General features: G+C 64.3%; 30 protein-coding genes. 16 read left to right on the top strand and 14 right to left on the bottom strand.

The genetic code is table 11. The annotated features are described in order from the left end of the window. Positions 1-106: 106 nt before the first annotated feature. Positions 107-412, bottom strand: a complete 306-nt coding sequence (locus X265_RS14685) for an ArsR/SmtB family transcription factor (protein WP_244659311.1) — start codon at positions 410-412, stop codon at positions 107-109. Positions 413-527: 115 nt separating this feature from the next. On the opposite strand from X265_RS14685, the gene X265_RS14680 reads away from it, so the two are divergent. From X265_RS14680 to X265_RS14655, 6 genes are all read left to right on the top strand, one after another. Continuing rightward, positions 528-1,814 carry an NAD(P)/FAD-dependent oxidoreductase gene (locus X265_RS14680; RefSeq protein ID WP_128965458.1) on the top strand — a complete coding sequence of 429 codons (1,287 nt, stop codon included), beginning with the start codon at positions 528-530 and terminating at the stop codon, positions 1,812-1,814. After that, a complete protein-coding gene (trxC, locus tag X265_RS14675; protein ID WP_128965457.1) occupies positions 1,811-2,266 on the top strand; it encodes a thioredoxin TrxC in 456 nt (151 codons plus the stop codon). Before X265_RS14680 ends, trxC begins: the two co-directional genes overlap by 4 nt. A gap of 12 nt (positions 2,267-2,278) precedes the next feature. Next, complete coding sequence (locus X265_RS14670) at positions 2,279-2,482, top strand: YgaP family membrane protein (RefSeq protein WP_128965456.1); 204 nt, start codon at positions 2,279-2,281, stop codon at positions 2,480-2,482. Between the two features lie 37 nt (positions 2,483-2,519). Then, the gene (gene ccoG, locus X265_RS14665; RefSeq protein ID WP_128965455.1) at positions 2,520-3,959 is read left to right on the top strand and encodes a cytochrome c oxidase accessory protein CcoG; all 1,440 of its coding nucleotides are present in this window, start codon (positions 2,520-2,522) and stop codon (positions 3,957-3,959) included. 55 nt (positions 3,960-4,014) lie between these two features. Continuing rightward, positions 4,015-4,467 carry a DUF6789 family protein gene (locus X265_RS14660; RefSeq protein WP_244659310.1) on the top strand — a complete coding sequence of 151 codons (453 nt, stop codon included), beginning with the start codon at positions 4,015-4,017 and terminating at the stop codon, positions 4,465-4,467. 106 nt (positions 4,468-4,573) lie between these two features. Then, positions 4,574-5,734 (top strand): GNAT family N-acetyltransferase, encoded by a 1,161-nt coding sequence (locus tag X265_RS14655; RefSeq protein ID WP_128965453.1) that lies wholly within the window; start codon positions 4,574-4,576, stop codon positions 5,732-5,734. Positions 5,735-5,740: 6 nt separating this feature from the next. Here the strand turns inward: X265_RS14655 and X265_RS14650 are convergent, their stop codons facing one another. Next, on the bottom strand, positions 5,741-6,406 hold the full coding sequence (locus tag X265_RS14650) for a DsbA family oxidoreductase (protein WP_128965452.1): 666 nt from the start codon (positions 6,404-6,406) through the stop codon (positions 5,741-5,743). Between the two features lie 79 nt (positions 6,407-6,485). Next, positions 6,486-7,307 carry a helix-turn-helix domain-containing protein gene (locus tag X265_RS14645; RefSeq protein ID WP_128965451.1) on the bottom strand — a complete coding sequence of 274 codons (822 nt, stop codon included), beginning with the start codon at positions 7,305-7,307 and terminating at the stop codon, positions 6,486-6,488. 101 nt (positions 7,308-7,408) lie between these two features. On the opposite strand from X265_RS14645, the gene X265_RS14640 reads away from it, so the two are divergent. Continuing rightward, a complete protein-coding gene (locus X265_RS14640) occupies positions 7,409-7,639 on the top strand; it encodes a hypothetical protein (RefSeq protein ID WP_188637376.1) in 231 nt (76 codons plus the stop codon). A gap of 36 nt (positions 7,640-7,675) precedes the next feature. Further along, positions 7,676-8,074, top strand: a complete 399-nt coding sequence (locus X265_RS14635; protein WP_128965449.1) for a hypothetical protein — start codon at positions 7,676-7,678, stop codon at positions 8,072-8,074. 74 nt (positions 8,075-8,148) lie between these two features. On the opposite strand, the gene X265_RS14630 is transcribed toward X265_RS14635, so the two are convergent. Both X265_RS14630 and X265_RS14625 read right to left on the bottom strand, forming a co-directional pair. Then, positions 8,149-8,715, bottom strand: coding sequence for an SET domain-containing protein (locus tag X265_RS14630; protein ID WP_128965448.1), 567 nt, complete (start codon positions 8,713-8,715; stop codon positions 8,149-8,151). 203 nt (positions 8,716-8,918) lie between these two features. Beyond that, positions 8,919-9,629 (bottom strand): TetR/AcrR family transcriptional regulator, encoded by a 711-nt coding sequence (locus X265_RS14625; RefSeq protein ID WP_128965447.1) that lies wholly within the window; start codon positions 9,627-9,629, stop codon positions 8,919-8,921. 105 nt (positions 9,630-9,734) lie between these two features. Between X265_RS14625 and X265_RS14620 the strand changes: the two genes are divergently transcribed. The 5 genes from X265_RS14620 (at position 9,735) to X265_RS14600 (ending at position 13,388) form a co-directional block, all read left to right on the top strand. Next, positions 9,735-11,132 (top strand): carotenoid oxygenase family protein, encoded by a 1,398-nt coding sequence (locus X265_RS14620; protein ID WP_128965446.1) that lies wholly within the window; start codon positions 9,735-9,737, stop codon positions 11,130-11,132. A gap of 147 nt (positions 11,133-11,279) precedes the next feature. Then, positions 11,280-11,762, top strand: coding sequence for an MAPEG family protein (locus X265_RS14615; RefSeq protein WP_164938586.1), 483 nt, complete (start codon positions 11,280-11,282; stop codon positions 11,760-11,762). A gap of 75 nt (positions 11,763-11,837) precedes the next feature. Continuing rightward, entirely contained in the window at positions 11,838-12,413 is a 576-nt protein-coding gene (locus tag X265_RS14610) for a hypothetical protein (RefSeq protein WP_128969271.1), read from the top strand. A 13-nt stretch (positions 12,414-12,426) separates the two neighbouring features. Further along, complete coding sequence (locus tag X265_RS14605) at positions 12,427-12,981, top strand: inner membrane-spanning protein YciB (protein ID WP_128965444.1); 555 nt, start codon at positions 12,427-12,429, stop codon at positions 12,979-12,981. 110 nt (positions 12,982-13,091) lie between these two features. Further along, the gene (locus X265_RS14600) at positions 13,092-13,388 is read left to right on the top strand and encodes a hypothetical protein (protein WP_128965443.1); all 297 of its coding nucleotides are present in this window, start codon (positions 13,092-13,094) and stop codon (positions 13,386-13,388) included. A gap of 40 nt (positions 13,389-13,428) precedes the next feature. Here X265_RS14600 and X265_RS14595 read toward each other — a convergent pair whose 3' ends face one another. After that, a complete protein-coding gene (locus X265_RS14595; RefSeq protein ID WP_128965442.1) occupies positions 13,429-15,084 on the bottom strand; it encodes a fumarate hydratase in 1,656 nt (551 codons plus the stop codon). Positions 15,085-15,288: 204 nt separating this feature from the next. Between X265_RS14595 and X265_RS14590 the strand changes: the two genes are divergently transcribed. The 3 genes from X265_RS14590 (at position 15,289) to X265_RS14580 (ending at position 16,835) form a co-directional block, all read left to right on the top strand. Continuing rightward, on the top strand, positions 15,289-15,768 hold the full coding sequence (locus X265_RS14590) for a hypothetical protein (RefSeq protein WP_128965441.1): 480 nt from the start codon (positions 15,289-15,291) through the stop codon (positions 15,766-15,768). 96 nt (positions 15,769-15,864) lie between these two features. Beyond that, on the top strand, positions 15,865-16,044 hold the full coding sequence (locus tag X265_RS14585) for a hypothetical protein (RefSeq protein ID WP_128965440.1): 180 nt from the start codon (positions 15,865-15,867) through the stop codon (positions 16,042-16,044). Positions 16,045-16,160: 116 nt separating this feature from the next. Then, positions 16,161-16,835, top strand: a complete 675-nt coding sequence (locus X265_RS14580; protein ID WP_128965439.1) for a methyltransferase family protein — start codon at positions 16,161-16,163, stop codon at positions 16,833-16,835. A gap of 1 nt (position 16,836) precedes the next feature. Here the strand turns inward: X265_RS14580 and X265_RS14575 are convergent, their stop codons facing one another. The 8 genes from X265_RS14575 to flgC all read right to left on the bottom strand — a co-directional run bounded on the left by X265_RS14575 (position 16,837) and on the right by flgC (position 24,871). Continuing rightward, complete coding sequence (locus X265_RS14575) at positions 16,837-17,544, bottom strand: glutathione S-transferase (protein ID WP_128965438.1); 708 nt, start codon at positions 17,542-17,544, stop codon at positions 16,837-16,839. A 197-nt stretch (positions 17,545-17,741) separates the two neighbouring features. Further along, entirely contained in the window at positions 17,742-18,719 is a 978-nt protein-coding gene (locus tag X265_RS14570; protein ID WP_128965437.1) for a Tim44 domain-containing protein, read from the bottom strand. A gap of 278 nt (positions 18,720-18,997) precedes the next feature. Next, positions 18,998-21,577 carry a cell cycle histidine kinase CckA gene (gene cckA, locus X265_RS14565; RefSeq protein WP_128965436.1) on the bottom strand — a complete coding sequence of 860 codons (2,580 nt, stop codon included), beginning with the start codon at positions 21,575-21,577 and terminating at the stop codon, positions 18,998-19,000. A 154-nt stretch (positions 21,578-21,731) separates the two neighbouring features. Continuing rightward, positions 21,732-22,811 (bottom strand): flagellar biosynthesis protein FlhB, encoded by a 1,080-nt coding sequence (gene flhB, locus X265_RS14560; protein ID WP_128965435.1) that lies wholly within the window; start codon positions 22,809-22,811, stop codon positions 21,732-21,734. A 175-nt stretch (positions 22,812-22,986) separates the two neighbouring features. Continuing rightward, the gene (gene fliR, locus X265_RS14555) at positions 22,987-23,757 is read right to left on the bottom strand and encodes a flagellar biosynthetic protein FliR (protein ID WP_128965434.1); all 771 of its coding nucleotides are present in this window, start codon (positions 23,755-23,757) and stop codon (positions 22,987-22,989) included. 17 nt (positions 23,758-23,774) lie between these two features. Then, the gene (fliQ, locus tag X265_RS14550; RefSeq protein ID WP_027534765.1) at positions 23,775-24,038 is read right to left on the bottom strand and encodes a flagellar biosynthesis protein FliQ; all 264 of its coding nucleotides are present in this window, start codon (positions 24,036-24,038) and stop codon (positions 23,775-23,777) included. Positions 24,039-24,119: 81 nt separating this feature from the next. Then, the gene (gene fliE / locus X265_RS14545) at positions 24,120-24,428 is read right to left on the bottom strand and encodes a flagellar hook-basal body complex protein FliE (RefSeq protein WP_128965433.1); all 309 of its coding nucleotides are present in this window, start codon (positions 24,426-24,428) and stop codon (positions 24,120-24,122) included. Positions 24,429-24,445: 17 nt separating this feature from the next. Next, positions 24,446-24,871: a flagellar basal body rod protein FlgC gene (flgC, locus tag X265_RS14540; protein ID WP_128965432.1), complete on the bottom strand. Its 426-nt coding sequence runs from the start codon at positions 24,869-24,871 to the stop codon at positions 24,446-24,448. Positions 24,872-24,875: the final 4 nt, after the last annotated feature.

The raw sequence follows: 24,875 nt of genomic DNA, 5'->3' as shown, positions 1-24,875 counted from the left end.
ATTCCGTGTCATGATCAACGCATCACCACGCCGCTGCGTGGGTCATTTCATCTGCATCGGGGTGGGGCGCGTTGATCCTGCTCAAGGCGCCCTTTCCCGACCTCTCCTAGTTTGATTTGGCCTTGGCGGACTTCGGCGCACAAAATGCCTGATAGAGCGTCTTCAGCACTTCGCGCGCCGGCTCGCTGGCGATCGAATAGAAGATAGTCTGCGCCTCGCGTCGGGCGGACACCAGGCCATCTTTGCGAAGGAGCGCAAGATGCTGCGAAACGGTGGAGTCCCGCAGGTCGAGAAACTCGGCGAGTTCGCCGACGGATCGCTCGCCGTCAATCAACTGACAGATGATCAGCAGCCGGTGCCGGTTCGCGAGAGCCTTCAGCAGCTCGCTCGCCTGATCCGCCGCCCGCTCCATGACTTCAATGTTCATCTTCATACTTGCGTATATACGAAATTACGAATATATAGTCAAGCACTGCACGACAGCCGGAACTGAACCGGCGGAGCAGATCGGTCCAACGGAGGTACCCATGGCGGAAGTCGTTGTAATCGGAGCAGGCCTGAGCGGAACGCTGATGGCCTATGAATTGCTGCCCCAATTGAGAAAGGACGATCGTCTCAGCGTCATCTCGCAAGGCGCCGTCTATCATTTCGTGCCCTCGAACCCCTGGGTCGCGGTCGGCTGGCGCAAGCGCGAAGAGATCGAGATCGATCTCGCCGATGTCATGAAGCGCAAGGGCGTGCGGCTGCTGACACAGGGCGCAAAGCGTGTCCACCCGACCGAGAACCGTGTCGAACTCGGCGACGGCACGTCGATCGACTATGATTATCTGGTCGTCGCCACCGGCCCCGAGCTGGCGTTCGACGAAATTCCGGGTCTCGGGCCGCAGGGCCACACCCAGTCGATCTGCCACGTCGACCATGCCGCGCATGCCCGTGAAGCCTTCGAGAAGCTCGCGGCCAATCCCGGTCCGGTCGTAATCGGAGCCGTTCAAGGCGCCTCCTGCTTCGGCCCGGCCTACGAATTTCTCTTCATTCTGGAAACCGAGCTGCGCCGCCGGAAGCTGCGCGACCGGGTCCCCATGACCTTCGTCACCTCGGAGCCGTATATCGGCCATCTCGGGCTCGATGGCGTCGGCGACACCAAAGGCCTTCTCGAAAGCGAGATGCGCGAGAAGCACATCAAGTGGATCACCAACGCCCGCGTCGACAAGGTCGCCCCCGGCATGATGTCGGTGGAGGAGTTCGCCGACAACGGCACGTCTCACAAGGCCCACGAGCTGCCCTTCGCCTATTCGATGATGTTGCCCGCGTTTCGCGGCGTCGAGGCGGTGCGGGGCATCGAGAAACTGACGAATCCGCGCGGCTTCGTGGTCGTCGACAAGCATCAGCAGAACCCCACCTTCCCCAACATCTTCGCGGTCGGTGTCTGCGTCGCGATCGCGCCGGTCGGCGCGACACCGGTGCCGGTCGGTGTTCCCAAGACCGGCTTCATGATCGAATCCATGGTGACGGCGACCGCGATCAACATCGGCGCCCTGCTCCGCGGCAAGGCGCCGACGGCACAACCGACCTGGAATGCGATCTGCCTCGCCGATTTCGGCGATAACGGCGTCGCCTTCCTCGCGCAGCCGCAGATCCCGCCGCGCAACGTGAACTGGTCGTCCAAGGGCGAGTGGGTGCACTTCGCCAAGGTCGCTTTCGAGAAATACTTCCTGCGCAAGATGCGGCGCGGCGAGAGCGAGCCGTTCTACGAGCGCTTCGTTCTCGACAAGCTGAATATCGCCAAGATCAAGGAGGTTCGAACCGGCACATGAGCACGCCACGCCAGATCGTCTGTGGCAGTTGCGGGCGCATCAATCGCCTGCCAGTCGAACGCGCGCCTGAGGGCGCGCGCTGCGGCGCCTGTCACCAGCCGATGTTCACCGGTCATCCGATCGAGGTGAACGAAGAAGCGTTCAGCCGCCATGTCGCCAACAACGATATTCCCGTGCTGGTGGATGTCTGGGCGCCCTGGTGCGGCCCGTGCCGCGCCATGGCGCCGATGTTCGAGCGCGCCGCACAACAGCTGGAGCCGAAGGTCCGGCTGCTGAAACTCAATTCGGACAACGCGCCTGCAATCTCGTCACGCTTCAACATCAGCGGCATCCCGACGCTGCTGCTGATGCGCGGCGGGCGCGAGATTGCCCGCCAGGCCGGCGCGATGGACGCACGCAGCATCGTGGCCTGGACCGAGGCCAGTCTGACCCGTTCACGTGATCACACCTAAGAGGAGCATACCATGAATGTCGATAAAGCCGTTCTCGCCTTCGCAGGATTCGTCGTCCTGCTCGGACTTGCGCTGGGCACATACGTCAATGAGTACTGGTACCTGCTGACGGCCTTTGCCGGGCTGAACATGTTGCAGGCCTCGTTTACGGGCTTCTGCCCCGCGGCGATCGTGTTCAAGAAGCTGGGCCTGAACAGCGGCTGCGCGTTCTCGTGAACGCGCCGGCGTAGATTGTGATGCGGGGGAATTTGCCATGACCGACGACACCTTCATCGAAGGGCCTCTCTACGAGAAGCGCAAGAAGGTCTATCCACAGTCGGTGCACGGCACGTTCCGCCGCATCAAATGGGCGATCCTCTGCGTCACGCTCGGGATTTACTACCTGTTGCCGTTCGTGCGCTGGAATCGCGGGCCCGGCCTGCCCTACCAGGCGGTGCTGATCGACCTGCCGCATCGCCGCTTCTATTTCTTCTTCATCGAGCTGTGGCCGCAGGAGGTCTATTACTTCACCGGCCTGCTGATCATCGCTGCGATGACGCTGTTCCTGATGAACGCGGTGGCGGGGCGGCTGTGGTGTGGCTATTTGTGCCCACAGACGGTGTGGACCGACCTGTTCTACGCGGTCGAGCGCTGGGTCGAAGGCGACCGGCGCGAGCGCATGCAGGGCGACAAGCGTTACTGGAGCTTCGATCACATCCGGAAAGTCGCAACCAAGCACTTCCTCTGGATCATGATCGCGTGGTGGACCGGTGGCGCCTGGGTGCTCTATTTCGATGACGCACCGACCCTGGTGAAAGAACTGGCGACTTTCCAGGCCCCCTTCATCGCCTATCTCTGGATCGGCATCCTTACCGCCACGACTTACCTTTTCGCCGGGCACGCCCGCGAGCAGACCTGCATCTACATGTGCCCCTGGCCGCGCATCCAGGCGGCACTGACCGACGAGTGGGCGCTCAACGTCACCTATCGCCGGGACCGCGGCGAGCCGCGCATGTCGGTGAAGAAGGCGGAGGCCGCCCGTGCCCATGGCGATGTCGCCGGTGACTGCGTCGACTGCCATCAGTGCATCAATGTCTGCCCGACCGGCGTCGACATCCGCCATGGCATCCAGCTCGGCTGCATCCAATGCGGCCTTTGCATCGATGCCTGCAACAACGTGATGGGCGAGATCGGCCGGCCTGGCGGCCTGATCGGCTACGACACCGACATCAACATGCAGCGCCGCCGCGAGGGCAAGGCGCCGATCTATCGCGTGATCCGCCCGCGCACGCTGATCTATGCTGCCGCCATCGCCCTCGTCGGGACCATCATGCTTTATGCCCTTGCGACACGCAGTACGATGAGCATCAATGTCCTGCACGAGCGCAATCCGCTGTTCGTGCAGCTCGCCGACGGCGGGGTGCGCAACGACTATACCGTTCGCCTCCTCAACAAGGGCATGGCGCGATCGTTCGCAATCGAGGTCTCGGGTCTGCCGGGAGCGACTGCGCGCATCGCCGGCATCGAGCGCCAGCCGGACGGCAGGCTGATCGTCGAGGTCGGTCAGGACCAGACCCGCGAGATCAGGATGTCGGTGCAGGTTCCTCCGGCGCAGTTGCCGAAGTCGACCGTGAATGTCGAGATCGGGTCGACCGATGTTGCGAGCGGACAGACGGCGACCGCCCGCGACCATTTTGTGCCGGCCGACCGATGATGAACTCGGCGAAAGGGCGATGCACCAGATAGGAGCTCATAAGGTCTGGAAATCCATGGCGGCCGGCCTGTGCGGCAACGCCGCCCACAGCACTGTCATGTTCGTGAAGCGCTGGATGGGCTGGCTTCCGACTTTTCACCCCTACCGGGATCTTCAGCATGGCCTGAGCGACTGGCTCGGCGGCGCCGTGCATCCGACCGTGCCCTGGGCCATGTCCTTCGTGAACGGCACTTTGGTGCTCGGCATCCTCTTCCGGTCCACCTACCATCTGCTGCCCGGCCACAACGCGGTCGTGAAGGGATTCGTCTTCGGCATCATGGGCTGGATCGCGATGGGACTGTTCTACTTTCCGATCCTCGGGAGAGGCCCGTTCGCGTCGCATTTGGAGCTCGGCGCGCTTCCCGCAGCCTTCTCCCTCGCGATGGTGCTCGCCTACAGCGTATTCATGGGCATCGCCTTCTCCATGCTGCACTCCGAACCGGGCCGCCTGTGGTCAACGAGCGGTTAACGCTACCGCTCGAATTGAACGCGCATCCCAACGGTATTTTCAAACGTTTGCGCTAAGCATGATCCCGTAACGCCGGCGCTCCCGACGTGAACGGGGACAATTGGACGTGGTCGATATCGCGCACCAGGCTGCGATTGGTCCGGCATCGAAGGATGCAACGCCCGCGCTCGTCCCGCTCACGGCGATCGAGCCCGGCCCGTGGCGCGCACTGGCGCAGCGGGCGGTCGAGCCGAACGGCTATTATTTGCCTGCCTGGGAGCTCGCCGTCAGCGCAAGCGCACGCGGCCGTACGGGCGCCTCGGCCCTGTCGGTCTGCGGCGGCTCGTCGACGCGGCTGATCGGATTGATGCCGGTCGTCTCGCTCTGGCAAGCCTGGAAGATTCCCCTCCCCGCTTTGGTGAGCGCGCATCCCTATGGCACGCTTAGCAGCCCGCTGATCGACCGCGACGCCTCGGTCGAGGCCGCGACGCGCCTGTTGCAGCGGGCTCGCAAGGCCGGCGCCCATGCGCTGATCCTGCGCGACGTGGCGCTCGATGGCGCCGCAATGGCTTCGCTCAAGGAAGCGCTCGGCCGTGACCGCCTGACGTCACGCGTCCTCAGCTCCTATGTCCGTGCCAGCCTCGACGCGACACAGGACGGCGACAGGCTGCTGCAGGAGGCCCTCGGCGCCAAGAAGCTCAAGGAGCTGCGCCGGCAGCGGCACCGCCTGGAGGAGCATGGCGCGATCAGCTTCGACGTCGCGCGCAAGGTGGACGAGATCAAGCCCGCGCTCGAAACCTTCCTGCAGCTCGAAGCCAGCGGCTGGAAGGGCAAGCGCGGCACCGCGCTGCTTCAGGACGCGGGCGATGCGGCCTTCATCCGTCGCGCCGTGCCCGCGCTCGCCGAGACCGCGCAGTGCGAGATCGTGACGCTCCACGCCGGTGCGACGCCGGTCGCCGCCGGCATCGTGCTGCGGCACCAGGACCGCGCCTTCTTCTTCAAGCTCGGCATTGACGAGCGCTTCGCCAGATATTCGCCGGGTGTGCAGCTCACGCTCGATCTGACACGCCATCTCTGCGCCGATCCGGTCATTGCGAGCGCGGATTCCACCGCAAGCGCCGACCACCCCATGATCAACCCGATCTGGCGCGGCCGCTTTGCCATCGGCGACGTGCTAATCCCGCTGCGGCGGCACGATCCGATCGTTGCACTGATCCACGCGGCGCTGATTATGCGCGGCCTGGCGCGCGAGACGGCGCGCCGCGCGATCCACCTGCTCCGCAAATAGTTCGCGCTACTCCGCCGCCTGCGCGTTGATCTCGGCCGAGACCTGGCGGATGGCGCGGGCGAGCAGGTTCGGATCCTGCGCGCCGGAAACGGCGTATTTTTGCGCAAACACGTAGGTCGGCACGCCCGAGATTCCTTTCTCGGCGGCCTCCTGCGCGTCGGCCGAGACGCGTGCGACGTCCTCATCGCTGGCGAGGCGCTTGCGGACATCATCGGCATCGAGGCCGACATCGGCCGCCGCCTGCACCAGCACGTTCACGTCGGTCAGATCGCCGCCGTCGCGGAAATACAGCTCCATCAGGCGCTGCTTCATTTCGGGCGCCTTGCCGATCGCCTCGGCCCACAGGATCAGGCGGTGGCAGTCGGTCGTGTTGGGCTGGCGCGCGACCAGTTCGGGCTTGTAGACGAGCCCCTCGTCGCTGGCCGCCGCAACCACACGGCCGGCGATGCCTTTATAGGCCTCCACCGAGCCGAACTTGGTGGTGAGATAATCCTCGCGGCTGATGCCCTCGCGCGGCACCCAGGGATTAAGGAAGAACGGACGGAAATTCAGCTTCACCGGCACGTCCGGCACGAGCGCCAGCGCGCTCTCGATCCGGTGCTTGCCGATATAGCACCAGGGGCACACCACGTCGGAGACGACGTCGATCTGGAGCGGTTTCAGGGTGCTCATGAGCGCCTCCTTGGGGCGGTGCGGGTTGGCCCCAAGATAAGCCGAACCCACCCCGAGGCAAGGGGACTGGACGAGACCGCTAGGACATGGCTGCGGCCATCTTCCTGAGCCGCTCGGCTGTGCGCTCGTCGGCCGGAAAGAACGTCTCCAGCGCCAGCTCCGACAGGGTGATGTCGACGGGCGTGCCGAACACCATGGTGGTGGAGAAGAAGCTGAGTATCTCGCCGTCCTGCCGCAGCTTGAAGGGAATCGCGACATTGTCGCCCGCCAGCGGCCCCGATCGCGCCGGAATGGGATAGCTCTTGAGGTCGTTGTAGAGCTTGATCAACTCAGGATCGGCCGTCGCCTCGCATTGCCGGTGCAGGCGCTCGAGCAGATGCGCGCACCACTCCGCCAGATTGACCGTGCGCGGCGCCAATCCTTCGGGATGAAAGGCGAGCCGCAGCACGTTGAAGGGCTGGCCCAGCAGCCGCTCCGGGACGCCGGCGAGCAGCGGCGCCACCATGCGGTTGGCGGACACCAGGTTCCAGTGCCGGTCATAGGCCAGCGCCGGATTTGGCTCATGCGCTTTGAGGACGAGATCGATGGCCTGCCGGGCTGATTTCAAGGCGGGATCCTCCAGCGGACGCTGCGGAAAGGCCGGCGCGTAGCCGGCGGCAACGAGCAGCACGTTGCGTTCGCGCAAGGGAACGTCGAGGCGCTCGGCGAGCCGCAACACCATCTCGCGCGAGGGCGCGGCCCGGCCGGTCTCGACGAAACTCAAATGCCGCGCCGAAATCTCCGCCTCGCCCGCCAGATCGAGCTGGCTCATGCGGCGGCGCTGCCGCCATTCGCGCAAATGATCGCCGATATGGAGCGGCTGGCTGGGTTCGGCGCGTGCCGAGGATGCATGTGCGTTCATGGCCGGAAACCTACCACGCACATTTCGCCCCATCCATTACCACCGAGGTAATCGAATTGCGGCTTCGACCAGCGCATCTTCGGTCACGACAGGAGATGACCATGATTGCGCTGCTGCTCTACCGGACCGTCGCCGACCACATTCTCCCCTGGGCCGTGACCTTCGCGACCCGGATGCTGGCGCGCGGACTCAACATGCCCGAGCCGTTGGTGCACTCGACCGGCGACTATGTCGTCGCGCAGGTCACCGCCTTCGAGCACAGCGTCGGCAGGAGCCTCTGTCCGGTCCGTCTTACCCGCCTGCTCCGCGCCTGGTGGCGCGGGCTGCGCTGAGTTCACCCCGCGTCCAACCAACCATGGAGACTTCTCATGATCGATGCATCCAGCTTCCTGCGCCGCGCCCTGCTCGCCGATGCCATCTTCAGCGGGGTCGCCGCAATCGGCTTCACCTTCGGCGCCGGAGCGTTCGCGACGCTGTTCAACCTGCCTGAAGCGCTGTTGCGCGAAACCGGCCTGTTCCTGATCGCCTACGTCGCGCTGGTCGGCTGGCTGGCTTCGCGCACGATGGTGCCGAAGTCGCTCGTGCTGCTGGTCGTGATCGGCAACGCCGCCTGGACGGTTGGCAGCATCGCGCTGCTGTTCTCGGGCGCGGTGTCACCGAATGTCGCGGGCGAGCTGATGATCGTGGCGCAGGCGATTGCGGCGGGCGTGTTCGCCGAATTGCAATATGTGGGCCTGGGGAAGAGCGGGCGTGTAGCGACTGCGTGAAGATCTCGTGTCCCGGACGCGCTGCAACGCTCTCGCGTTGCGGCGCTGAGCCGCAACCCACGCCGTACAGAGAATTATCCCTTCGCGCGGCCGACCTTGCCGGCAAAATGCTTGCCGTTCAGCTTCTTCTTTTTCACCGCGGTGGTTTTCGCACCCGCCTTCTGCGCCTTGCGCTCTGCGCGGGCCTTGACCTTGGCGCGTTCGGCACGCGCCTCGGCGCGCTGTTTCTTGCGCTTGTTTTCGCAGGAGGGGCACTTGCAGCCGATCGGCTTCAGATAGGCTTTGAAATAGTCAGTGCCGTAATCGTAGTTGATCTCCTCGCCCGGCTCGATGTCCTTGATGGCGCGGATGAACACCTTTCGCTCGCGCGGGCGAACGTCGGATTCGGCGTTGGGCCGGCAGGAATGGTTGATGTAGCGGGCGAGATTCTTGCGCACCGAGCCGTCGATCGTCCAGCGGCCGTTGAGCTCGAACAGATATTTGTTCTCGATCTCGTCCTGCTCAGGAATGCGGCAGTCCAGGATCGGCCCGAAATAACGGATGATCCGGGTACCCTTCTTGATCGGCATGGTGGCGAAGAGGCCGAGTCCGGTCTTGGAACGACCGACGCGATAGGCTTTGCGGGGAGCGATGGCTGGCATGATCGAAAGAAATGAGGACGCAAACTGGGCCGGATGCCCAAGCGAAGCCGCTCTTCTAGAACGATTCCGCGCCGCTGTCAGGTCTTTCGGACTGTGTCCGAGCCTTGCCCACAGTGAACTTACCCACAGCGAAGATGCCGATGGATGGAGTTCCGCAAGATGCGGGCGTCGTCATGGTGCCCGCCACATCGGCCTGCCTGGCACTACCTCGGGAGTTTCCCCGCCACCGTCGACCTCAGGATCGCCTCCAGAAGCTGTTCGGCCGTCGTGCCCGCGGGCAGCCGCTGCAAGATATCCTCGAGCCGTCCGTCGAGCAGCAGCATGGTGAAACCGTGCACCATCGACCAGGCTCGCGCGATCGCAGCACCCTGCTCGATGGTCAACTTGTCGCCGCTGATCGGCTCCTGCCGCATCGCACCGATGGCATTGGCAAGTCCGGCGAAAGAGGATTCCGCGGCCTCGTGCAGCGATGGCCTGGAATAATCGAGCCGCTCGGTGCGGAACATTAGACCGTACATGCCGGGATGCGCCTGCGCATAGGCGACGTAGGCTTTCGGCCGCGCCAGCGCCCGTTCCATCGGCGAGGTGATCGCCTCGCAGGCGGCGGTCATCGCCGCATTGAACTGGCGGAAGCCGATCGCAGCGAGCTCGCTGACGAGCCCGGTCAGATCGCCGAAATGATGGGTCGGCGCGGCATGCGAGACGCCGGCCTCGCGCGCCACCGCGCGCAGCGTCAGGCCGGCGAGCCCGTCGCGCTCCAGCACCCGTTCGGCCGCGTCGAGCAGCGCCTCGCGCAAGGCGCCATGATGATAAGGCGTTTCGGTCTTTGCGTTCGCCGGACCCGATGCAGGCGGCGTCTTTTTCGGCTGGCGCGGACGCCGCGCCGTTTCGCTCTTGGTGTCTTTCTTGGCCATTTACAAGCTATATGACGCGATATTGACAGTGTAAAGATTTCACTTGACGAATGCGGCTTTCGGCTCTATCCAATCTTTACGATGTAAAGATAAGGAGAATACGCCGTGCTTCAGGATGCGACCGCCGAGCGCCGCAACAACATCGCGCCCATCCCGTTCGAGGCGGACGCGCCCTTCCTTAACATCATCGGCGAACTGCCGCGCGAGCTGAACGGCACGCTCTACCGCAACGGTCCCAACCCGCAATTCTCTTCCCCCGGCGCCCACTGGTTTGTCGGCGACGGCATGCTGCACGCCTTTCATCTCGAACAGGGGCGCGCCAGCTATCGCAATCGCTGGGTCCGCACACCGAAATGGCTCGCCGAGCACGGTGCGGGCCGCGCGCTGTTCGGCGGCTTCGGCCGCAAGCTGCCGGATGCGCCGCCAGATCTCACCGACGGCGGCGTCGCCAACACCAATATCGTTTTCCATGCCGGCAAGCTGCTCGCGCTCGAAGAAGGACATCTGCCGACCGAGATCGAGCCGGGCACGCTGGCAACGCGCGGTTATTGCAATTACCAGGGCCGCATCGCCGGCCCCTTCACCGCACATCCAAAGATCGATCCCGTGACGGGCGAGCTGGTGTTCTTCGGCTACAATGCGGCGGGGCCGCTGACGTCAGCCCTCTCCTACGGATCGATCGATGCGAGCGGCAAGGTCACGCGCTTCGAACGTTTCGAGACGCCCTATCCCAGCATGGTGCACGACTTCATCGTCACCGAGAATCACGTGCTGTTTCCGATCCTGCCCCTCACCGGCAGCAGGGAACGTGCGATGAGCGGCAAGCCGCCCTATGCGTGGGAACCGGAGAAAGGCGCCTATGTCGGCGTGATGAAGCGCAATGGCAAGGCAAAGGACATCGTCTGGTTCCACGGCGAAGCCTGCTACGTCTTCCACATCATGAATGCGTGGGAGGACGGAAATCGCATCGTCGCCGACGTCATGCAGTTCGAAGAGGCCCCGCTGTTTCCGCACTCTGACGGCCGGCCGACGGATCCGGAGAAATCGCGCGCCCGTCACTGCCGCTGGAGGTTCGATCTCGCGGACAATACCGACCGCTTCCAGCAAACCTATCTCGACGATCTCACCGGCGAATTCCCGCGCATCGACGACCGACGTGCCGGCCTGAAGAGCCGACACGGCTGGTACGCCTGTGCCAATCCGAAGGCGCCGATGTTCGGCGCGCTGTCAGGCATCGTCCATGTCGAGGGCGCGGGCAAGCGGCTCGGCCAATATCTGTTGCCATCAGGCGATACTATCTCCGAGCCCGTGTTCGTCGAGCGATCGAAGGATGCGGCGGAAGGTGACGGCTGGCTGCTGGCGGTGGTCTGGCGCGGGCGGGAGAACCGCAGCGACCTCGCCGTCTTCAATGCCACCGACATCGAGGCCGGCCCCGCCGCGCTGGTACAGCTCGGCCATCGCGTGCCCGACGGCTTTCACGGCAATTGGGTGGGCGCGGTATAGTTTTTGTCATTCCGGGGCGCGCCCTTCGCGCGAACCCGGAATCCATTTCACCGCGCGTTCCTTTGCGAAATGGATTCTCAGGTGCGCAATTGCGCACCGTAGCTCGACGCTTCGCGTACCCCGGAATGACAGCGCATGGAGGTCCGCATGCACGTCCCCACGATCACGGCGAACTATCTCGCCATCCTCGCGCTGATCTACGCTGCGCTCGCGCTGCAAGTCGTCCGACTGCGGCGGATCAGCGGCGCGCCGTTCAACGATGGGGGCAACGAAGGCCTGCGCAGCGCGATCCGCGCCCATGGCAATTTCATGGAATATGTCCCCATCATCGTCCTGATGGTCGCCCTGCTCGAAATATCCGGCGCTTCGCCGCTGCGCATTCACCTGCTGATGAGTGCGCTCCTGCTGTCCCGGCTGTTGCATCCGCTCGGCATGTACGCAGCGCCGGGCTCGCTCAAATTCACCATCTGCCGCGCCGGCAGCATCTTCCTGACCATCGGCCTGTTGATCTCCTGCGCGCTGACCATCCTGTCGCGCCTGCCCTGGGCCGCCATTGCCGACGAAATTTCGGACCAAGTCCTTGCAACAATTGATTTATTGAAGATGATCGCCATTATTTTGACAGTGTAAAGATTTAACTTGACCCGGCATCGCCCCTGCATTATCAATCTTGACATCGTAAAGATCGATGCGATCGAGGCGACCATGACGATCTTCCTGATCCTAGCCCCCTATGGGGTCTACACTTTCCTGATGTTCATGACATCGGCGACGGTCAGCGTGTTCGCGGGCTCCGCCATCTGCCTCGTCACGATTGCGATCGATGTTGCGCGCGGCCGCTCGGTAAAGATCCTTGCCGCCGGCTCCGCGATCCTGTTCGCAGGGCTCGGTCTCTACCTCGCGCTGCGCGACCCCACGCTCAGCCCGCTCGGCGTCAAGCTCTCGGTCGACATCGGCATCTTCGTCATCTCGCTCGGCTCGATGCTCGCGCGCCGGCCTTTCACGCTGCAATACGCGATCGAATCCGTTCCGGCCGAGACCGCGGCAATGCCCGGCTTCCTCACCGCCAACTACATCATCACCGGCGCATGGACGATCGCCGCTCTGCTGATGATGGCCGCCAACATCGTGCTGCTCTACTTCCCGGGCCTGCCGGTCTGGTCGGGGATTGCGGTCGCCTTCGCCGCCCGCAACAGCGCAATCTATTTCACCAAATGGTATCCTGAATATCGTCAGATCAAGCATGGTGCGCCTGCCGGCGCGCTGCCCGAAGCCCAGTGAGACAGGACCGACAATGAAGGACGTATTCGCCCGCCTCGCCTCCGACTTCCTCTCGGCCATCGTCTTCCTGGTGATCTATCTGGTCACCGACAACGTCATCCTGGCGACGTCGGTGGCGATTGCAGGGGCGATCGCCCAGGTGATCTATGCCCGCATCAAGGGGCGCGAGCTCGGCTATATGACCTATGCGAGCGTCGCGCTGGTCGTCGTGCTGGGTACGGTGACGCTGCTGACCAACGATCCGCGCTTTGTGATGGCAAAGCCTGCGATCGCACATTTCGCGATCGGCGTGATCATGCTCAAGCGCGGCTGGATGCTGCGCTACATGCCGCCGATGGTGGTCGAGACCGCGCCGGAATATGTCACCGCCGCGGGCTATGCTTGGGCCGCGCTGATGTTCGTGCTCGGCGCCGGCACCATCGCGGTCGCCGCCACCGGCGACCTGAAGCTGTGGGCGTTCTACATCTCCGCGGTCGCGGGCGGCGCCAAGGCCCTCGCCTTTGCCGTGCAGTATGTGGTGTTCAGGCTCGTCGTCACCAGCCGCCGGCGCGCGGCGGCCCGCGCCTGATAGTCGCTCAAGGAGGCATTAGGCGGCGGCTTCAAGTTGCGCTATAGCCTCGCCCCTGGACTGGCTGCGGATCATCGCAGCCCGCCGAAATCATCGTTCGGGAGACGCGAATGGCCGTGGACGGCAACTGGAATCTGACTTTGTCGACGCCGATGGGCGAGCGCCAGACGACGCTGAGCGTGAAGAGCTCCGGAGGCACGTTGACGGGCACGCAGGGCGCGGAAGGTGAATCCACCGAGATCTTCGAGGGCACCGTGAACGGCGACGACCTCGCCTGGAAGGTCTCAATCGTCAATCCGATGCCGCTGACGCTGGCTTTCTCCGGCAAGGTTTCCGGCGACAGCATCTCGGGCGAGGCGAGCATCGGCCCGATGGGCAGCTTCCCGTTCACTGGCACGCGCGCTTGACCTTCTGCCTCGCCCCGCTCTCGCGGGGCGAGGTGAAGAGTTAGCCCAGATTGAGCTCCTTGAAGAAGTCGTTGCCCTTGTCATCGATGATGATGAACGCCGGGAAGTCGACGACTTCAATGCGCCAGATCGCTTCCATGCCGAGCTCGGGATATTCGAGCACCTCGACCTTCTTGATACAGTGCTCGGCAAGGTTCGCTGCGGCGCCGCCGATCGAGCCGAGATAGAAGCCGCCATACTTCTTGCAGGCCTCGCGCACCGCCGGCGCGCGGTTGCCCTTGGCCACCATCACCATCGAGCCGCCGGCGGCCTGGAACTGATCGACGAAGGAATCCATGCGGCCTGCCGTGGTCGGACCGAACGCGCCGGAAGCGTAGCCTTCGGGCGTCTTGGCGGGGCCTGCGTAATAGACCGGGTGGTTCTTGAAATAATCAGGCAGCGGCTCGCCGCGCTCGAGCCGCTCGCGCAGCTTGGCATGCGCGCTGTCGCGCGCGACGATCATGGTGCCGGTCATCGAGACGCGGGTCTTGATCGGGTACTTCGAGAACGTCGCCAGGATGTCCTTCATCGGCTGGTTGAGGTCGATCTTGACGACCTCGCCGCCGAGCGATTCCTCCACCTGCGGCAGATATTGCGCCGGGTTGTGCTCGAGCTCCTCGAGATAGACGCCGTCCTTGGTGATCTTGCCGAGCACCTGGCGGTCGGCCGAGCACGACACGCCGAGCCCGATCGGCAGCGAGGCGCCATGGCGCGGCATGCGGATCACGCGGACGTCGTGGCAGAAATACTTGCCGCCGAACTGCGCGCCCACGCCCAGGCTTTGCGTCATCTTGTGGATTTCCTTCTCCATCTCGACGTCGCGGAAGGCGTTGCCGTCGGGCGAGCCGTGCGTCGGCAGCGCATCGAGATAGCGTGCGGAGGCGAGCTTCACCGTCTTCATGCAGAGCTCGGCCGAGGTGCCGCCGATCACGATCGCAAGGTGATAGGGCGGGCACGCCGCGGTGCCGAGCGTGAGGATCTTCTCCTTGAGGAAGGCGAGCAGCCGGTCCCTCGTCAGCACCGAGGGCGTCGCCTGGAACAGGAAGCTCTTGTTGGCGGAGCCGCCGCCCTTCGCCATGAACATGAACTTGTAGGCGTCGTCGCCCTCGGCGTAGATCTCGCACTGCGCCGGCATGTTGTTGGCGGTGTTCTTCTCCTCGTACATCGAGAGCGGCGCCACCTGCGAGTAGCGCAGGTTGCGGCGCAGGTACGCATCGCGCGCGCCTTCCGACAGCGCCGCCTCGTCGTCACCGTCGGTGATGACGTTGCAGCCCTTCTTGCCCATGATGATCGCGGTGCCGGTGTCCTGGCACATCGGCAGCACGCCGCCGGCCGCGATGTTGGCGTTCTTCAAAAAGTCCAGCGCGACGAACTTGTCGTTCGGGCTCGCCTCGCCGTCCTCCAGGATCGCGCGGAGCTGCTTCAGATGGCCCGGGCGCAGATAATGGTTGATGTCGCCAAAAGCCGCCTCCGACAGCGCCCGCAGCGCCTCGCGCGACACCACCAGCATGTCCTTCCCCAAGACCTTCTCGACCCGCACGCCCTCGGTCGAGATCTTCTTGTAGGGCGTCTCGTCCTTGCCGAGCGGGAACAGCGGGGTGTGCTTGTAGGGCGGAACGGGCTTGGACTGGTCGGGAAAGGCGGTCGGAGCGTTCATGGGCGGATCTCGGGTTCTGGAGCCCTTTAGGGGCCTCTAAGCATGGAAGCGTTCTAAGCTTTTTTGCCGCAAAGGGAAGGCGTTCCGGCGCGGCCGGGGCATCCCGAATCGTGCCCGTGGCGGGCATTGTCCAGGACCGGATTGCCCCCCCTTGCGCTTCGCGGGCAGCGACGGTTGAATGCGCGCCCTAAGGGGCTTTTCATCATGATTTTCAAAGTGGACTTTCGCGGCGCGATCTGGTTCGCCGCCGCAATCATCGGCCTTGTGACCATCTCTGCGCCTGCGCGCGCCGACCAGTGCGACGACATCGCCAAGCAGCTCGCCGGCGGCATCGACGGGCTCAAGGTCAACTTCAAGGCCGCCAACATCATCTATCTTAGCCACCCGGCGGCGAAGGAGCTGTCGCTCGGCTGCCGCGCGCAAGGAGCCGCCTATTCCAACGAGCTCTATGCCAAGGGCGACCGCAAGCCGACGCCGCAATTCTATGATCTGGTGGCCTCCGCGGCGGCGATCATCTTCACGGTGACCAAGGACGACACCACGACCGGCGCGACGCGCTGCCTGAAACGCATGGGCCTGCTGCGCGGCGACAAGGTCACGATGCGCTACAAGCGCCTCAACATGGAATGCACCCGCACCAAGACCGAAGCCGCGATCGCGATCACCCGGCCGAAGGACGAGTAGCGCGCACCGGATTCCTCGCATTTTAATGATTGTCTTGAAGGAAACTTCGTCTCCTACGGCGCAGGATCAATTGTTTCCATCTGTGAGGATCCGTGGATGAGCGTCTCCAACGTTTCGACCGTTGCTCCGCCGCCGATCGCGATCGTGGTCCCGAGCTACGACACGACCAAGCAGGACGACCAGACCAAGACCCGGGATACCGACCCGACCGATCAGCCGACGCCGCCCGCGCCGCTGCCGCCCGGCCAGGGCACGCGGATCGATCAGCTCGCCTGATTGATCCTGCACTACGAAGATCGCCCGGTCGGGTTGACCGGGCCTTTCGCGCGTCCGGCCCCATCTTTGCCCGATAGCGCGGCCAAGCTCGTGCGAGATTGCCCGGGGACCCGCGCATGATCGCCCGCCTCTTGTTGCAGAACACGATCTTCGTCATCGCGATGGGCGCATTGTTGTTCGCTTCCGCGGGCACGCTGCGTTGGCCGTCGGCCTGGGTGTTCCTCGTCACCTCCGCCGTGGTCGGCCCGCTCTGCGGCTGGTGGCTCTACCGGATCGATCCGGGGCTGCTGGCAGAGCGGCTTCGTCCGGTGATCAAGCGAGACCAGCCGGGCGCCGACAAGGCCTTCATGATCGCCTTCATGGCGGCCATTTTGGTCTGGCTCATCGCCATCGGTCTCGACCGGCGCGCCGGTGCCTCGCATGTACCGCTCGCATTGCAGGCCCTGGGCTTCGTGCTGTACCTCGCCTGCACGCTGTTCACGATGTGGGTATTTCGCGAGAACTCGTTCGCCGCGCCCGTGGTGAAGCTGCAGGCTGAGCGCGCCCAGCACGTGATCTCGTCAGGGCCTTATGCTCACGTCCGTCATCCCATGTACAGCGGCATGCTCATGTTCTTTACGGGCGTGCCGCTGTGTCTCGGCTCGTGGTGGGGACTTGCGATCGCGCCGATCCTCGTGCTGTTGATCGCGGTGCGCATCCGCATCGAGGAGCGGACGCTGATCGCGGGACTATCAGGCTACGCCGATTACGCGGTGCGGGTGCGCTATCGCCTGATCCCCGGCGTGTGGTGACTCAGGCATCCAGCTCCTTGTAGTGCCGGAAGATGCCCTGCTCGTTGTAGGGAATGCGACGCTCGCTTGCCAGGTAAGCCCTGATGTTCGGCCGGGCCGCGACGCGGTCGTGCAGACCGACTAGGCCGGGGATGTTCTTTTCGAACGCCGTCATGCGCTTCGGGAAGGCGTAACGCAGCCCGTCGACGATCTGGAACAGCGAGAGATCGACGTAAGTGAGACGACGGCCGGTGACATGGGCGCCGCCCGCGTCCTCGAGGAGCTGCTCGAAATAGCCGAGATATTTCGGCACGCGCTCGTCCCAGAAATCGGCGGTGCGTTTCTTCGCCGGCGCCTTCTGGTCCTCGTAATACAGCGATGGACCGAGCGGATGATGGGTGTCGTGGATCTCGACCACGAAATCGGTGATGGTCAATTGAAGCTGATGCACCCAGAGCTTTCCGGCTTCCGTCTTCGGCGCAAGTCCGTGACGGTCGCCGAGATAGAGCAGGATGTTGGCGGTCTGACCGATGACGAGCTTGCCCGCTTTCAGGAACGGCGGCGCAAAGGGCGGCGTGCCTTTGTGGGCGTCCATCATCTTCATCATCGCAGCCGTGCCGCGCGGACCGCGCGCAACGTCGACGTAATCCGCCCCCGCCTCCTCCAGCGCCAGCCGCACATATTCACCGCGGCCCTGGATCTCGGGCCAGTAGTAGAGCTCATATTTCATGGAAGCGTTCCGTGAGCGTTGGCGAGCAAGGGCCAATGTAGCACGCATCCGAAGGTTCCGGCAGGGTGGGAGCGCGACGCTCACGCCCCATACTCCGTCATTGCGAGCGCAGCGAAGACGTGGAGAGAGTACGCAGCCCAAACAAAAAGAGCGTCGTGCCTGGGGCACGACGCCCTCGCTTCTCGCTCTTGGAGCGATCAGTTGGTCTGCTGGATCGCCGACAATTCCCAAGGGCTGCCCGGGCGGCGGGCGAAGGTCCAGACTTCGGTGACTTCGCCCGGCTGCTCGCTGCCGGCGACGATCGCGCCGGTGTTGCGGTCGACGGTCTTGTCGGTGAGCGCAAAGCGCATCGCCACGGTCGCGTAGTCGGTCTCGCCTTCGCGCCAGGCTTCCGCGAGGTCGCCCTGCAACAGTTTGACGTTGGTCACCTTGTTGACGGCGTTGCGGGCGCGGTTCTGGGCGAGGTCCTGCTCGAAATAGGAGACCATTTCCGGCGTCGCCAGCGTATGCAGCTTGGCCACGTCCTCGTTCGACCAGGCCGACTGGATGTCGCCGAGCAGGCGTTCGAACGCCTCGTAATCGTCAGGCTTGATCTCGAGCGGCGCGTTGTTGTTGGCGCCGAAGCCGAAGCCGCCACCAAGGCCGCTGCGATAGTTCGCCTGCGGTCCCGGAGCTGCGCCGGCATAGGCTGCCTGCGGCGAATTGCGCCGCTGCCACCAGGACATCGCCAGCCGCACCACGAACACGATCAGCACGATCTGGATGATCAGGCCCAGAATGGACGACAGCCCGCCGAGGCCGCCGAACAGACCGCCGCCGAACAGCATGCCCAGAAGGCCTGCGCCGAGGAAGCCGGCCGCAAGACCGCCCAGGAAGCCGCCGCCACGGCCGAACAGGCCGCCGCGCGAGGGCGCAGCATTGTTGAAGCCGCCACCCGGCTGGCTGTAAGTGCGGTTGAATTGCGAGGTCGAACCCGGCGCAGTCGTGGTCGACGGCGGGGCCGAGAAGGTCCGCGAACCGCGCGAACCCGACGAGAAGCCGCCGCCGACGCGGGCGTCAGCGGAGGAGATCGCAAGCGCCGTCGGCAGCGCCAGCGCCAGAACGACGGCAATCGTCTTCACGAGAGTGCGGGACCATTGCGAGAAATTCATGTGCGTTTCCCAAATCCCCGGCATGGGGACGTGCCAGTAAGATGGGCAGCCTTCGTCAAAAGGGAAGCCGGTTCCGCGACTTATAGCTGCGGCCCTCGGTCGCGGGGATCCGGCAAAAGCCCTGATTTGCCGGGGATTTGGCCGGGCGCGGGGAGCTATGGTCGCCGGTTACCGGCGGCGAAACGAGGGGGACCGCTCCCTCCCTGTCATTGCGAGCGTAGCGAAGCAATCCAGGCTGCCACCGCGGAGATAGTCTGGATTGCTTCGTCGCTTCGCTCCTCGCAATGACGGAGTAGAGCGAGCTAACCCTGCTTTGTCATCGTCTCCTTCACCGCCGCCACGAGCTGGCTGAGCGTGAACGGTTTCGGCAGGAAGTCGAATTGCTGGCCCTCGGGCAGGCTCTTCTCGAAGGCGTCCTCGGCATAGCCGGAGACGAAGATGAACTTGATTTCGGGGTTCTTCTCCCGCATCGCCTTGAGCAAGGTCGGCCCGTCCATTTCAGGCATCACCACGTCGGAGACGACGAGATCGATCGCGCCGCTCTGCTCCTCCAGCACCTCCATGGCCTCGACGCCGTTCTCGGCCTCGACCACGGTGTAGCCGCGCGAGCGCAGGCCGCGCGCGTTGAGCGCGCGCAGGCCCTCTTCGTCCTCGACCAGCAGGATGGTGCCCTGCCCGGTGAGATCGGTGCGGGGCTTGGCCTCGACGGCTGCGGGCGCGGCTTCCTTCGCCCCATGGGTCGCGGTCGCCACCGCGGGCTGTTCGACCTGCACCTCCGGCTCGGCGTGATGACGCGGCAGGAAGATGTGGAACGAGGTGCCCTGCCCCGGTTCGGAATCGACGTAGATGAAGCCGCCGGTCTGCTTGACGATGCCGTACACGGTCGAAAGACCGAGGCCGGTGCCCTTGCCGACCTCCTTGGTCGAGAAGAACGGCTCGAAGATCTTGTCCCTGATATCGGCGGGAATGCCGGTGCCGGTATCGGCGACCTCGATCCGCACATAGTCCGCCGCCGGCATGCCCTTGTAGGCGAGCTTGCCGGCCTCCTCGCTCGCGACATTGGCAGTGCGGATGATCAGCTTGCCGCCGTCGGGCATGGCATCGCGCGCGTTCACCGCGAGGTTGACGATGACCTGCTCGAACTGGGAGACGTCGACCTTCACCGGCCAGAGGTCGCGGCCGTGGATCAGGTCGAGCTTGACCTTTTCGCCGATCAGACGGCGCAGCAGCATGGTGAGATCGGACAGCGCATCGCCGAGATCGAGCACCTGCGGCCGCAGCGTCTGCCGGCGCGAGAACGCCAGTAGCTGACGCACCAGGGTCGCAGCGCGCGTCGCGTTCTGCTTGATCTGCATGATGTCCTGGAACGACGGGTCGGTCGGCTTGTGCGCGTTCAGCAGGAAGTCGTTCGCCATCATGATGGCGGACAGCACGTTGTTGAAGTCGTGGGCGATGCCGCCGGCGAGCTGACCGACCGTCTCCATCTTCTGCGACTGGTTGATCTGGTTCTCCAGCGCGCGCCGCTCGGTGGTTTCGAGCATGTGGACGATCGCAGCTTCCGCGTCGTTCTCGGCCGCGTCGACCGGCGTGACGAAGAACTGGCCCCAGCGCTCCTTCGGTCCCTCCAGCGCCACCTCGACCGGCGCGATGTCGGCCTGGCCTTCGGCAGCCTGGTTGATCGCCGCGATCACCAGATGGCGGTCCCGGGCATTGACGGCGCGGAAGATCGACTTGCTGGCGCTGTCGAGCCCCAGGGCCTGCGCGAGCTTGGCGTAGCGCGCGTTTGCCCGCACGACGTTGCCGGCGCGATCGACGGTGGCGATCGCCATCGGCGTATGGTCGAAGAAGCGCATGAAGCGCACTTCGGCGGCACGATCGGGATCGCTGCGTTCGTCGCGGGCCCGGCTGATGACAAGCGTGCGCGACGGCCCCGGCGCGCCGTCGGCGCCGAAGGCGAGCTTGTGATAGAGCCGGACCGGCATGGTCTTGCCGGTGCGCATGCGCAGATCGATGTCGAAGACTTCCGTCTTCACCTCGCCCGGCACCGCCACGATCGCGCTCAGCAGCGCAGCGCCGTCGCCGGAGACGATGTCGGCGAGCTTCAGGCCGCCGGAGCCGATCTCGGCGAGGTCGTAATCGAGCCAGTTCGCCAGCGTCGCGTTGACATAGGCGAGCTCGCCGGCGGGATTGACCGAGAAGAAGCCGCACGGCGCGTGATCGAGATATTCGATCGCGTGCTGCAGTTCCTGGAACACGTCCTCCTGGCGCTCGCGGTCGCGGGTGATGTCGGCGATCGACCACACCGCATATCTCGCCTCGCGCTTGCCGTTGCCGAGCGGGCGCACCCGCATGCGCAGCCAGCGGCCCTGATTGCCGTCATGGCCGGAGATCCGCACTTCTTCCTGCTGCCGTTTTCCTTCGCGCGCGGCCTTGAGCAGCCGGAACACGGCTTCCGAGACGTCGGGGTTGCCGATGAAGACGCGCTCGACCGGGCGGACGTCCTGCGGGCCACTGGCGCCGGTCAGGGTCAGATAGGCCGCATTGGAATAGATCACGTGGCCGCGCGCATCGGTCACCGCGAGTCCGTCGAAGGCATGATCGGAGATGCGGGCGATGATGGGATCGTCGAGATTGCGGTCGGCGAAGCGGACGATGCCGGCGGCGAAGGCAAACAGGTTGAACAGGCCGATCATCGCCAGCACGGCGAGGATGCCGAGGATGTAGGGCTGCGCCTGCGCGCGCCCGAGCGTCATCAGCCCGATCGCGACCGCGACGAGGCCGGTGGCCACCAGCAGCACCAGCGCAATGCTGCCCGAGCGCGGCGACGGCTCAGGCGCCGCAACGGGCTCGCGTGACAGGTCGTGGTCGGTCTCGGCGGTCATTTCACGCTGGTTTGGCCTGTCGGCAGAGAATCAACGCGCCGTGGGGCTCGTCGGGTCCTCCCTGCCTGAATCGGACCCGCAGACGCAAGGGCAGCAGGGCCAAAAGGTACGCTGATTCCCAGTTTACGGCCATTTCCGGTACTTTTCGGGGGTTTTATTGCCGTGCGGCACTAAAACCGCGCTTCATCCGTATGACGTAGCCGATGACTTCGGCGACCGCATGGTAGTGCTCCATCGGGATCTCCTGGTCGATCTCGACGGTGGCGTAGAGCGCGCGGGCCAGCGGCACGTTCTCGACGATCGGAATGTCGTGCTCGCGCGCGATCTCCCGGATCTTGAAAGCGAGGTTGTCGACGCCTTTGGCGACGCAGATCGGCGCCGACATGCCGCGCTCGTAGGAGAGCGCCACGGAATAGTGGGTGGGGTTGGTGATGATCACCGAGGCCTTGGGAACCGCGGCCATCATGCGCTTCTTGGAGCGCTGCTGCCGCAATTGCCTGAGCTTGCCCTTGATGTGCGGGTCGCCTTCGGACTGCTTGAACTCTTCCTTGATCTCCTGGAGCGACATCTTCTGCCGCTGGAACCAGCTGCGATATTGGAAGAAATAGTCGCCGATGGCGATGATCGCGAGGGCCGCGACCACCGCGCCGAGCAGATGGACGGTCAGGCTGGTGGCGGCGCCCATCATGGCCATCGGATCGAGCTTGACCATCGCCTCCATGCGGTGCCGCTCCGGCCACAGGATCGTGGTCATGACCGCGCCGAGCACGACGAGCTTGCCGATGCCCTTCAGGAAATTGACCCCTGCCTGCTTGCCGAAGATGCGCTTGAAGCCGGCTGCCGGCGAGAGCTTGCTGAATTTGGGCTTGAGGGATTCGCCCGACCATACCAGCCGGTGCTGAAGCATGTTGCCGGCGATGGCCGCGATCACCAGCATCAGAAGCGGCACGCCGACGGCAGCCAGCACGGCGACTTCGATCTGCTGCATCAGCGCGAGCAAATTCCCGGGATCGGTTTTGATCATCCAGGAATTGGCGAGCAGATTGCGCATCGGCGTCAACAGCCCGCCGCCGACCGAGCCCGAGAAGGTCGAGACCACGAGCGTGCCGCCCGCGATCATGAACCAGGTGTTGATCTCCTGGCTCTTGGCGACGTCGCCGCGTTCAAGCGCCTCTTCGAGACGTTTTTGCGTCGGGTCTTCTGTTTGGCTCTCTGGATCCTTGTCTTCAGCCACGTAGCGCCCGCTTTCCGAAGTTCGTCACTTTTGCGGCCCCTGTGCACGAACTTCGGAAAGCACAGGGGCGCTACAAGACTCTAAGGTTGCTAGTGCCGCTGATCCATTTGAAGTTCCTGGTCGGATTTGCGGCTGGCACTGCAGGAACTTCAAATCGGCGGCACTAGCCTCGCCCTTATTTCAACGGCATCATCTGGTGCATGACACCGATGAAGTAGTCGAGATAGGTGCCCATCATTGCGGTGAGCACCACGGCCAGCACCATGAAGCCCGCGAAGATCGACAGCGGCACGCCGACGAAATAGACCTGCATCTGCGGCATCAAGCGCGCCAGCACCCCAAGCCCGATGTTGAACACGAGGCCGAACACCAGGAACGGCCCCGACAGCTGCAAGCCGAGCAGGAACGCGGCCGAGAAGGCCCGCGTGGCCAGCGCAGCAACGTCGCCGCTCGACACGGTCTCGCCCGGCGCGAAGATCGAATAGCTGTCGTTCAGGGCCGCGATCACCAGATGATGGCTGTCGGTGGCGAACAGCAGGGTCACGCCCAGCATGGTGAGGAAGTTGCCGACCAGCACGCCCTGCTGGCCCTGCGTCGGATCGACCGAGGTGACGAAGCCGAGCCCCATCTGCTGCGCGATCACGGCGCCCGCGACCTGGAGCGCCGCGAGCGTCACGCGCGCGGTGGCGCCAAGCACGATGCCGATCACGATCTCATGCAGCATCAGGACCAGCATCGGCGCGAGCGAGCCCATATCGACATGATAGGCGTTCCGATGCAGCGGCAGGATGATCAGCGTCAGAACCAGCGCGATCGACAGCTTGACCCGCGTCGGAATGTTGGTTTCCCCGAGCCCCGGCAGCAGCATCACCATCGCGCCGACCCGGGCGAAGGCGAGCATGAAGGCTGCGGCAAGGGCCGGCAGCAGCGAGACGTCGATGCGCATGGTGAGCGCATTGTGCCTCAGCCGCCGATGATTCGCGATGAGATCCGCAGCATATGGGAATGAAGCGCATCGGCCATGAAGGGTAGCGCCAGTAGCATCGTGGCAAAGATGGCTAGAATCTTCGGAACATAGACCAGCGTCTGTTCCTGGATCTGCGTCAGCGCCTGGAACAGCGACACGATCACGCCGACCACGAGCCCGACCACCATGAGCGGCGAGGACACGATCACGATGGTCCAGATCGCATCGCGTGCGACGTCGAGGGTCTCGGGTCCGGTCATTGCAGAATTCCTTTATTCATTCCCTCGCCTCCTCACCGCCGTCGCGGGGCGATGCGAAGACCTATCCCCTCGGAGGCAAAATCAGATCGGCATCTTCATGATGTCTTCATACGCCGCGATCACGCGGTCGCGGACCGAGACCAGCGTCGACACCGCGACGTCGGTGTCGGCGACCGCCGTCACCACGTCCATCACGTTGGCCTTGCCGTTGGCCATCGCCACGGTCTGCGCGTCGGACTTGCGACCGGATTCCACGACGCTGCCGATCGCGTCCTTCAGCAGCGAGGAAAAGGACTGCCCGTTCGGCTCGCTGCCCTTGCCGGCGCCGCCGTTTTCCAGCACGCGCGCAAGGTTGGCATAGGCATTGGCCGCGATTGTCGGTGTTGCCATGGCTTAAGAATTCCCTGTCAGGTCTTGAGGATGTCGAGCGTGCGCTGGATCATGCGGCGCGTTGCACTGATGATGTTGACATTGGCCTCGTAGGACCGCTGCGCATCGCGCATGTCGGTCATCTCGACCACCGAATTCACGTTGGGATATTTGACGTTGCCGCTCGCATCGGCCGCCGGATTGTTCGGCTCGTACTTGACGCGGAAGGCGGACTGGTCGGGCTTGATCCTGCCGAGCGTGACGACCTGCGCATCGAGCGTGCGGTCGAGCGCCGAGGAGAACGTCGGCACCTTGCGCCGATAGGGATCGCCGCCCGCGCTCTGTGAGGTCGAGTCCGCGTTCGCGATGTTTTCCGAGATCACCCGCATCCGCCCGGCCTGCGCCCGCAACCCGGAGGTTGCGATCGCCATGGAACGGGCAAAGTCGCTGCTGTCATTGGCCATGTCG

This window comes from Bradyrhizobium guangdongense (assembly GCF_004114975.1).
GTDB lineage: Bacteria > Pseudomonadota > Alphaproteobacteria > Rhizobiales > Xanthobacteraceae > Bradyrhizobium > Bradyrhizobium guangdongense.
Note: the sequence above shows the minus strand (reverse complement) of the source record. Positions and strands in the feature narration are given on the sequence as shown.

Bases quoted from the DNA above. Each gene is read 5' to 3' on its own strand.
- X265_RS14685 (WP_244659311.1), bottom strand. From the start codon at position 412: ATGGAGCGGGCGGCGGATCAGGCGAGCGAGCTGCTGAAGGCTCTCGCG.
- X265_RS14680 (WP_128965458.1), top strand. From the start codon at position 528: ATGGCGGAAGTCGTTGTAATCGGAGCAGGCCTGAGCGGAACGCTGATG.
- trxC (WP_128965457.1), top strand. From the start codon at position 1,811: ATGAGCACGCCACGCCAGATCGTCTGTGGCAGTTGCGGGCGCATCAAT.
- X265_RS14670 (WP_128965456.1), top strand. From the start codon at position 2,279: ATGAATGTCGATAAAGCCGTTCTCGCCTTCGCAGGATTCGTCGTCCTG.
- ccoG (WP_128965455.1), top strand. From the start codon at position 2,520: ATGACCGACGACACCTTCATCGAAGGGCCTCTCTACGAGAAGCGCAAG.
- X265_RS14660 (WP_244659310.1), top strand. From the start codon at position 4,015: ATGGCGGCCGGCCTGTGCGGCAACGCCGCCCACAGCACTGTCATGTTC.
- X265_RS14650 (WP_128965452.1), bottom strand. From the start codon at position 6,406: ATGAGCACCCTGAAACCGCTCCAGATCGACGTCGTCTCCGACGTGGTG.
- X265_RS14645 (WP_128965451.1), bottom strand. From the start codon at position 7,307: ATGAACGCACATGCATCCTCGGCACGCGCCGAACCCAGCCAGCCGCTC.
- X265_RS14640 (WP_188637376.1), top strand. From the start codon at position 7,409: ATGATTGCGCTGCTGCTCTACCGGACCGTCGCCGACCACATTCTCCCC.
- X265_RS14635 (WP_128965449.1), top strand. From the start codon at position 7,676: ATGATCGATGCATCCAGCTTCCTGCGCCGCGCCCTGCTCGCCGATGCC.
- X265_RS14630 (WP_128965448.1), bottom strand. From the start codon at position 8,715: ATGCCAGCCATCGCTCCCCGCAAAGCCTATCGCGTCGGTCGTTCCAAG.
- X265_RS14625 (WP_128965447.1), bottom strand. From the start codon at position 9,629: ATGGCCAAGAAAGACACCAAGAGCGAAACGGCGCGGCGTCCGCGCCAG.
- X265_RS14615 (WP_164938586.1), top strand. From the start codon at position 11,280: ATGCACGTCCCCACGATCACGGCGAACTATCTCGCCATCCTCGCGCTG.
- X265_RS14610 (WP_128969271.1), top strand. From the start codon at position 11,838: ATGACGATCTTCCTGATCCTAGCCCCCTATGGGGTCTACACTTTCCTG.
- X265_RS14605 (WP_128965444.1), top strand. From the start codon at position 12,427: ATGAAGGACGTATTCGCCCGCCTCGCCTCCGACTTCCTCTCGGCCATC.
- X265_RS14600 (WP_128965443.1), top strand. From the start codon at position 13,092: ATGGCCGTGGACGGCAACTGGAATCTGACTTTGTCGACGCCGATGGGC.
- X265_RS14595 (WP_128965442.1), bottom strand. From the start codon at position 15,084: ATGAACGCTCCGACCGCCTTTCCCGACCAGTCCAAGCCCGTTCCGCCC.
- X265_RS14590 (WP_128965441.1), top strand. From the start codon at position 15,289: ATGATTTTCAAAGTGGACTTTCGCGGCGCGATCTGGTTCGCCGCCGCA.
- X265_RS14585 (WP_128965440.1), top strand. From the start codon at position 15,865: ATGAGCGTCTCCAACGTTTCGACCGTTGCTCCGCCGCCGATCGCGATC.
- X265_RS14580 (WP_128965439.1), top strand. From the start codon at position 16,161: ATGATCGCCCGCCTCTTGTTGCAGAACACGATCTTCGTCATCGCGATG.
- X265_RS14575 (WP_128965438.1), bottom strand. From the start codon at position 17,544: ATGAAATATGAGCTCTACTACTGGCCCGAGATCCAGGGCCGCGGTGAA.
- X265_RS14570 (WP_128965437.1), bottom strand. From the start codon at position 18,719: ATGCCGGGGATTTGGGAAACGCACATGAATTTCTCGCAATGGTCCCGC.
- cckA (WP_128965436.1), bottom strand. From the start codon at position 21,577: ATGACCGCCGAGACCGACCACGACCTGTCACGCGAGCCCGTTGCGGCG.
- fliR (WP_128965434.1), bottom strand. From the start codon at position 23,757: ATGCGCATCGACGTCTCGCTGCTGCCGGCCCTTGCCGCAGCCTTCATG.
- fliQ (WP_027534765.1), bottom strand. From the start codon at position 24,038: ATGACCGGACCCGAGACCCTCGACGTCGCACGCGATGCGATCTGGACC.
- fliE (WP_128965433.1), bottom strand. From the start codon at position 24,428: ATGGCAACACCGACAATCGCGGCCAATGCCTATGCCAACCTTGCGCGC.
- flgC (WP_128965432.1), bottom strand. From the start codon at position 24,871: ATGGCCAATGACAGCAGCGACTTTGCCCGTTCCATGGCGATCGCAACC.